At 65.5% G+C, this 6714-nt stretch carries 10 protein-coding genes and 2 pseudogenes; 9 read left to right on the top strand and 3 right to left on the bottom strand.

Annotation, left to right across the window (positions count from 1 at the left end; all coding sequences use genetic code 11):
• The coding region (locus tag RTQ83_RS24145; RefSeq protein WP_312520579.1) for a PAS domain-containing protein at window positions 1-520 on the bottom strand (520 nt) is incomplete at its 3' end.
• Between the two features lie 228 nt (window positions 521-748).
• Between RTQ83_RS24145 and RTQ83_RS24140 the strand changes: the two genes are divergently transcribed.
• From RTQ83_RS24140 to RTQ83_RS24120, 5 genes are all read left to right on the top strand, one after another.
• Window positions 749-1366 carry a phasin family protein gene (locus RTQ83_RS24140; protein WP_312520576.1) on the top strand — a complete coding sequence of 206 codons (618 nt, stop codon included), beginning with the start codon at window positions 749-751 and terminating at the stop codon, window positions 1364-1366.
• Between the two features lie 118 nt (window positions 1367-1484).
• Window positions 1485-2063 (top strand): PHB depolymerase family esterase, encoded by a 579-nt coding sequence (locus tag RTQ83_RS24135; protein ID WP_312520573.1) that lies wholly within the window; start codon window positions 1485-1487, stop codon window positions 2061-2063.
• Window positions 2002-2412: a hypothetical protein gene (locus RTQ83_RS24130; RefSeq protein ID WP_312520570.1), complete on the top strand. Its 411-nt coding sequence runs from the start codon at window positions 2002-2004 to the stop codon at window positions 2410-2412. The genes RTQ83_RS24135 and RTQ83_RS24130 overlap by 62 nt, the downstream gene beginning before the upstream one ends.
• 107 nt (window positions 2413-2519) lie before the next feature.
• The gene (locus RTQ83_RS24125) at window positions 2520-3683 is read left to right on the top strand and encodes an ATP-binding protein (RefSeq protein WP_312520567.1); all 1164 of its coding nucleotides are present in this window, start codon (window positions 2520-2522) and stop codon (window positions 3681-3683) included.
• 120 nt (window positions 3684-3803) lie between these two features.
• Complete coding sequence (locus RTQ83_RS24120) at window positions 3804-4079, top strand: hypothetical protein (protein WP_312520565.1); 276 nt, start codon at window positions 3804-3806, stop codon at window positions 4077-4079.
• A 13-nt stretch (window positions 4080-4092) separates the two neighbouring features.
• Here RTQ83_RS24120 and RTQ83_RS24115 read toward each other — a convergent pair whose 3' ends face one another.
• Both RTQ83_RS24115 and RTQ83_RS24110 read right to left on the bottom strand, forming a co-directional pair.
• Window positions 4093-4374, bottom strand: coding sequence for a hypothetical protein (locus tag RTQ83_RS24115; RefSeq protein WP_312520562.1), 282 nt, complete (start codon window positions 4372-4374; stop codon window positions 4093-4095).
• A 175-nt stretch (window positions 4375-4549) separates the two neighbouring features.
• Window positions 4550-4792: a hypothetical protein gene (locus RTQ83_RS24110; RefSeq protein ID WP_312520559.1), complete on the bottom strand. Its 243-nt coding sequence runs from the start codon at window positions 4790-4792 to the stop codon at window positions 4550-4552.
• A gap of 107 nt (window positions 4793-4899) precedes the next feature.
• On the opposite strand from RTQ83_RS24110, the gene RTQ83_RS24105 reads away from it, so the two are divergent.
• The 4 genes and pseudogenes from RTQ83_RS24105 to RTQ83_RS24090 form a co-directional block, all read left to right on the top strand.
• Complete coding sequence (locus RTQ83_RS24105) at window positions 4900-5106, top strand: hypothetical protein (protein ID WP_312520557.1); 207 nt, start codon at window positions 4900-4902, stop codon at window positions 5104-5106.
• A 66-nt stretch (window positions 5107-5172) separates the two neighbouring features.
• Window positions 5173-5788 (top strand): annotated as a pseudogene (gene trhA / locus RTQ83_RS24100) (PAQR family membrane homeostasis protein TrhA).
• 233 nt (window positions 5789-6021) lie between these two features.
• A complete protein-coding gene (locus RTQ83_RS24095) occupies window positions 6022-6306 on the top strand; it encodes a hypothetical protein (protein WP_312520555.1) in 285 nt (94 codons plus the stop codon).
• Window positions 6303-6714, top strand: a pseudogene (locus RTQ83_RS24090) (GGDEF domain-containing protein); the annotation flags it as partial. The gene RTQ83_RS24095 and the pseudogene RTQ83_RS24090, both read left to right, overlap by 4 nt.

Here is a 6714-nt window from a genome sequence, read left to right as displayed (position 1 = left end):
CGTGGATCGGCGCCGCCGAGTCGGCGATCGGAATGCGCCGGCCCTGACGCGAAACCAGAATGGCGTCGCCGCTCAGGTTCGACGCCTGGTTGGCGTGCAGGATGAAGTCCACGGGACTGGCGATCGCGCATCCGCTGACGCTGTCGACGAGGTTGATGACCTCGGCCACCGGCCGCCCGCGTGCTTCGTCGCGCGACCAGCCGCAGACCAGTTCAGCCGCGACATTCAGGTAATCCACGCGTCCGGCCATGTCGACGGAGACGACGGCATCGCCAATCGAATTGAGCGTGATTTCGGCACGGGCCTGGGCGACGTACAGACCATGCTCCACTTTCATGCGTTCGATGATGTTGCGCAGGGACTGCGGCACCAGGTAATTGTCGAAGTAACCCCTGGACAACCAGCCCTGCGCACCGCGCTGGACCGCTTCGATGGCGTCGGCCTCATCGTCGAGCTCGCATAGCGTCAGGATCTGGATATGGCGAGCAGCTGCCCGCATCCGTTGCGCCGGGGCGTGCATATTCTTCAAGCAAACTATTGCCACCTGCTATTGGCTGAAAATAGATCTGCAGATTGGCCGCACGGAGGCGAAAAAGAGCGCATAGTGTTCATGTCAAACGCGATCTGCCCTGATCGTCCTCTCTCAGACGGCATCTGCCGTGCTGCCATTTCCGCCAGACATGTCAACGCATTGCGTCCGGCGTCCGTACGACCATTCCAATCGATTCCATTCCTTGAAAGGTACGCCATGTATCCATTTCCTCAATCCGTCAATCCCGCCGTGCGCTCGCATATCGACGCACAGGCCGCCTTCCTCAACGAGCTGTCGCAGACGGTCTCGCGTTCGTTCCAGCAGGTGTTCCAGCTGAACATGCAGCTGGGCCAGACGCTGCTCGAGGACGCCACTGGGACCGCCCAGCGCATGCTGACCGCCGATCGTCCCACCGACGCGTTGTCGGCGGCGGCCTCGCGTGCCCAGCCCGCCACCGACAGGCTGCGCACCTACCAGCAGCAACTGTCGCAGCTGGCCGCGACCACCCAGGTCGACCTGACCCGCGCGAGCGAGCAGCATGTGCAGGAAACCTCCCGTACCGCCCGCGCGTTGGCCAGTGAAGTCACCCGCGTGTCGGCCGAAGAAGCCGACAAGAGCCTGCGCCAGCAGGAGGAAGCCGTCAAGAATTCGCGCGACGCGTTCTTGCAGGAGGCGCAGCGCGGCGCCAATATCGGCGCCGAGTACCTGAACAACCTGCAGGGCGAGGCCGCAGGCGCCAAGCCAGATGGCCAGGCAGGCCCGCCGCGCAACCCCGGCAACCAGCAAGGCGGCAACGGCCAGGCCGGCAACACGGCGTCGTCGTCGCCACGTTGATCTTCAATCGTCCCCCCGGGGTCCGGGGGCAAGCCTCGCGGCGGCGTCGACCATGCGGTCGCGCCGCCGCTTGCGTCTGCGCGACACTTGTTCATCACCTTATTGGGGAAGGCGAACCATGTTCAACACTTTTTTCGATGCATGGTCATCGATGATCCGGCCCGGGGCGAGCGCGCCTGCCCGACGTGTTTCCGGCAGCCAGTTCAGCCACGGATTGCATGAGGACGGCGAGCATGCGCTGCACTATCGCCTGTTCATTCCGGGCGGCGCGCGCGACCCCATGCCCCTGATCGTCATGCTGCATGGCTGCGGTCAGGACGCCACCGATTTCGCCGCCGGCACCGGCATGAATGCGCTCGCCGAAGAGCATGGCTGCCTGGTCCTGTATCCCGAACAGTCCTGCGGCGCGCACTGGAACCGGTGCTGGAACTGGTATGACGGGGAGCACCACCTGCGCGGCGCCGGCGAGCCGGCGCTGATCGCGGGACTGACTCGGCGCATCATGGCCGAACATGCGGTCGACCCCGCGCGCGTCGCGGTCGCCGGCCTGTCCGCGGGTGGCGCCATGGCAGTCATTCTGGGGCGTACCTATCCCGACCTGTTCAGTGCCGTCGGATGTCATTCCGGGCTCGCGCATGGCAGCGCCAGCAGTGATGCCGGCGCGCTGCTGGCGATGCGTACCGGCGCCGGCCAGTGAACATGCCGGCGTACCCGTCATCGTCTTCCATGGCGACGCCGATACGACGGTCCATCGCACGAATGGCGGCGGCGTCATACGCCAGTGTCTCGACAGCCATGCGGTTCAGGGAAGTGTGGCGGATGCCGGCGTCGCCGTGGTGGCGGAAACAGGACGCAGCGGCGGGCGCGCGTTCACCCGCCATGTGCATCGCGAACCCACGGGCAGCGTATTGGCCGAGCAATGGACCGTGCACGGGGCCGGCCACGCCTGGTCTGGCGGCGACCTGCGTGGCAGCTACACCGACACGCGCGGACCGAACGCCAGCGAGGAGATGCTGCGATTCTTCATCGGCCGCATGGATGGCTGAGCGGCGCAAGGCGGGGATACGGATGACATGCCGCCCCGTGCGTGTCCTACGCTCGCAGGCGGCGCCAGCGCCCATCATGATGCGATGCGATGATACAGGGAGCACACGTGGCACGAATACCTGAAAGGCGGCGCACGACGGACCGGCGCGGCGAGGCGGCGCTGGATGCCCATGGCCTGCTGATCGGGGAGATCGCTTGTCCGGCGTATTGTTGTACGCTGGATGGGGCCGTACGGTACGCCAACAGCGCCGCCAGGCGGCTGTGGGGCGCCTGGCCCGATCCGGACCAGGTTGGCCGCTGGGGCGGCTTCACCGCACTGTACCGGGCAGATGGCAGCGCGCTCGACGAGCCTGCATCGCCGGCGGCGCTGGCGGCGCGCACGGGCCTTGCCCAGCCGCCCTCCGAACTGCTCGCCGAGTCCGCCGATGGGAGCCAGCGCTGCGTGGTGATCCATGCACGGCCGGTGCTCGACGCCGACGGCGCCAGCACAGGCGTGCTGTGCTCCCTGACCGACATCAGCGAGCAACGGCGTCTCGAAGACCAGGTGAAGTTCGTGCATGAGAGCCGCGCCGGTTTTCTGCACGTGCTGGCGCATGAATTGCGTAATCCTCTCGCGCCGGTGATGGCGGCCGCCACGCTCCTGCAGCGCCAGTCCGGCGGCCCGGGCATCGACCGCATGGCCGGCGTCATCGCGCGCCAGACCAGAAAGCTGGCGCGCTTCGTCGACGATCTGCTCGAAGGTTCGCGCATCGAACAGGCCTTTGACACGCCGGTGTCCAAGCGCGCGTCGAGCGTGGATGAGGTGCTGGCCCACGCGTGCGACGTGGTCGGTTGCGTCCTGAGCGAACGGGGCCAGACGCTCAGTGTGGAGATCTGCCGGAAGGAACAGGCGCAAGGCGCAATATTGTGGTGCGACCCCGAGCGGCTGGCGCAGGCGCTCGGCGGCGCCCTGCTCAATGCCAGCCAGTTTTCCGACGACGGCGCCGCGATTTCACTGGCGGTCGAGGTCGACGGCGTCTTTCTCGAACTGCTCGTTAGCGACCACGGGATCGGCGTCGAGCAAGCCGAACTGTCGCAGCTGTTCCAGCCGTTTCGCAAGTTTGCCATGCATCCCGGACGCGCTGCATCGGGAGCGGGACTCGGTCTGGCGGTCGCGCGCAGCGTGAGCCGGGCGCATGGGGGCACGGTGTCTGCCGACAGCCCCGGACGAGGGCAGGGCATGCGCCTGAAATTCGTGCTGCCGGTGGTACGGGAGGCGACGTTTGCCTGAGCCGGACCGCGCAACCCTGGCGCGGCCGGGCGCCTGGCGCGCCGCCCGGCCAACGGTGCGCCCGCCGGCAGGCAATGCGCGTAGGCTGTCAATGCCGGTCACCGGACCCTGGGAGATGCCATGATGACGCCCGAACCCGCGAACACGTTTCGCGGCCTGCCACTGACTGCGGAGCAGCATAGCGAGATCTCGCATTACATTCATGCCAGGAAGCGTCATGGTCTGCCTTGGGATACGCCGGAACTGCAGGCGATGCTCGTGGACATGCTCGACCCGCCGGAGTTCGATCAGGAAGATCGCCGGTCGCTCTCGGATTGCATGGGCATGGAGCGGGCCGCCGTGGTGCTCGATGGCGGAAAAGACCTGGACCGGGCCGATCCTTCCCCTGACTCGTGAACCGGTGCCTGGTTCAGGATCGAGCCGGGCCGGTTGGGGCTGGTCGGAGCACCGCCGCATTGATTCTGACTTTTGCGATGCGCAGCACGCTCGTGTGCGCATCCGCAGCGCTGCGTTGTGGATTGACGAGCGAACCCCTGACGGTGCGCTCGCCTTCCTTGAACGCGTGAAAGTGCCCCAGCCACTTCGCGGGATCATTTTGCGACGGCGTGGTCGCCCACTCGATCAGATAGCCAAGGTAGGTCTCGTCGAGCATCGTGAATTCCATGATGTTCGTGTCAGCGCGGTTTTGCATGATGGCTCGAATGGTGATGCAGGCTGTGCGGGCCGGACGCGCGCGTTGCGCCGGTCCGTGCGCGCTGCCGAGCATTCGCCGGCGATGGGCGAAAGTGGCGCCCGACGGTCGCTCTGCCGTTGCTGCCGGTATGGAAGCGGACTCATGCGCGAGTCCGGGAGGGGAAGTGAGCGCTTCAGTAAATATGCGCAACGTGCCGATCGTCGATCCACTTGCGCGCATTGTCGAACGAATTGCTGACGGCTTGTTCGACGGTCAGGAACCCATTGGTCTCGGTTGCCTGGTGATGGCAAAGAGGGAAGGTCGCATGTTCACTTTCATAGATCGTGAAAATGGCCATGAAGCGTCGGCGGATCGTCTCGACCGGACTCGCCACGATGGTGTAGCCTTTGTAATGCGATTTTGGCTCTGCGTGCATGGCATGCTCCCTGGTCAAGAAACCACAGTAGCACGAAACCATGTACCGGCTACATCTGGCAAAAAATATATTTTTTTGCATTCGCTGGCGGGATGCTAGACTGGCGAATGCGTACCCGTATCGACTGCCTGCATGCCATATTGATCGACGCGATCGTGAGCAATCATCGCGCCCGCAGCATCCGATCCGCAGCTGAAGCGCTGGCGCGCAATCATGTTTCGCTGGAGGTGGCGCTGCGCGTGCTGACCAGGCCATGGCGACGGCGAGTCGCGCGCAGCGGGATCGCTGTTTTCGGGCACCGGGTCCCCGAGTGATTCGTTGTGGCCGGCCATGCGCGGCGATCCGCAGGCAGACAGGGCCTTTCCTGCGAAAGGCGGCACATGGTCCACGGTGAACGTTTCAATGGCATCACCCATGGCGTGGGGGCTATGGCTTCGATTCTGGGCGGCGTGCTGCTGGTGGGCGTCGCTATGCGCAGTGGCGATGCCTGGAGGGTCGTCAGCGTCGGCATCTACTCGTTGACGCTGTTGCTGCTTTACCTGACCTCGACCCTGTACCACAGAACGCGTGGCGCCACCAAGGACGTGCTGCGCAAGATGGACCATTGCGCCATTTACCTCCTGATCGCCGGTACGTACACGCCGTTTACGCTGGTGACGCTGCGCGCGACGATCGGCTGGACGATGTTCGGCGTGGTCTGGACCCTGGCCGTGCTCGGTATCGCGCAGGAGCTCCTGTATGCGCGGCGAGGGCGCGTGCTGTCGCTCGTCATCTACGTCGTGATGGGCTGGCTCGCCGTCGTCGGTATCGGTCCGCTGATCGATGCGCTCGGCCGCACCGGCTTCGCATGGCTGGCGGCCGGCGGCGTGTCGTACACGGCCGGCATCGTCTTTTATGCCACCGACCAAGGTGCGCCATGGCCATGGGATCTGGCATTTGTTCGTCCTGGCCGGCAGTAGTTGCCACTACAACGCCATCCTGCTGCATGTGGCCTGAGAACGCGCGCCTGCGCCCGTCGGGCGTGCGCCGCCGGCCAATCGCGCCACAACATCACGACGCGCCACCGGCACGCAGCGGTGGAGGAGCAGCGCATGGTCCGTGCGCGCGCGTCGAAAAGCGCTGGTCCCCTTGCGGTGCGGCGCGTATGATGAATCGCACCGGCGTTTGAAACAACGGCAAGCATCATTCGGATGTGCCGCCAGACTTTAGCGTATCCCGATGGAGAATCGATGTTGATCAACGAGCGCCAGCGGCGGCGACACGGTCCCGCAGCAAATGCAGTCGCACGGGGATTGAACATCCTGGCAGCGCGCAATGCCGAACTCGCCAGTCGCTACATGCGCCACAAGCTCGTTCCGGAGCATGTGATTGCGCGTGTACTCGGCCATCCTGCACTGCGCCGCAGGGAGAGCGCGGGACAGTCGGTCTCGGAAGCAATCACCCCGTCCTCATGGGACGATCAATCATCCGCAGCCGTGGCCGCGGACCAGACGCAGGCGGAGAGTTACCGATGACACACATGATCGAACGGGATCCTGACCCGGAAGTGCGGCAGTTACGCGCCTTGCTCACCGTCTCGCGTGAATTGATGCAAGTCGACAAGCCCAGCGCCGCGCTCGCGCTGGCCGGCCGCGCCATGGCGGAACTGGCACACATCAGCAGTGCCTTGCTGCTGGTGCGCGGCGAGATCAACGAATGCATCGCTTTTGACAGCGCCGGCATGCCGGGCAGGGCGGTGTCCGGACACGGCTGGTACCGCATCGCGCTGGAACGGCTCGATAGCGGCCGGGACGAGCCGGCGATGATCGGCCCGCGTACGATGCTGGTGGGCGTGCCGACCCGACACACCATGGCCGTGCTGGCCGCTGGGTGGAGCGGCGATGCGGCGCCGGAAACCTGGGACGCACGGCGCCGCCTGCTGG

It is taken from the genome of Massilia sp., from assembly GCF_031995545.1.
In the GTDB taxonomy this organism is placed as follows: Bacteria; Pseudomonadota; Gammaproteobacteria; order Burkholderiales; family Burkholderiaceae_D; genus Telluria.
This window is presented reverse-complemented; position numbering and strand designations above follow the sequence as displayed.

Bases quoted from the DNA above. Each gene is read 5' to 3' on its own strand.
- RTQ83_RS24135 (WP_312520573.1), top strand. From the start codon at position 1,485: ATGTTCAACACTTTTTTCGATGCATGGTCATCGATGATCCGGCCCGGG.
- RTQ83_RS24140 (WP_312520576.1), top strand. From the start codon at position 749: ATGTATCCATTTCCTCAATCCGTCAATCCCGCCGTGCGCTCGCATATC.
- RTQ83_RS24095 (WP_312520555.1), top strand. From the start codon at position 6,022: ATGTTGATCAACGAGCGCCAGCGGCGGCGACACGGTCCCGCAGCAAAT.
- RTQ83_RS24120 (WP_312520565.1), top strand. From the start codon at position 3,804: ATGATGACGCCCGAACCCGCGAACACGTTTCGCGGCCTGCCACTGACT.
- RTQ83_RS24130 (WP_312520570.1), top strand. From the start codon at position 2,002: ATGGCAGCGCCAGCAGTGATGCCGGCGCGCTGCTGGCGATGCGTACCG.
- RTQ83_RS24110 (WP_312520559.1), bottom strand. From the start codon at position 4,792: ATGCACGCAGAGCCAAAATCGCATTACAAAGGCTACACCATCGTGGCG.
- RTQ83_RS24105 (WP_312520557.1), top strand. From the start codon at position 4,900: ATGCGTACCCGTATCGACTGCCTGCATGCCATATTGATCGACGCGATC.
- RTQ83_RS24115 (WP_312520562.1), bottom strand. From the start codon at position 4,374: ATGCAAAACCGCGCTGACACGAACATCATGGAATTCACGATGCTCGAC.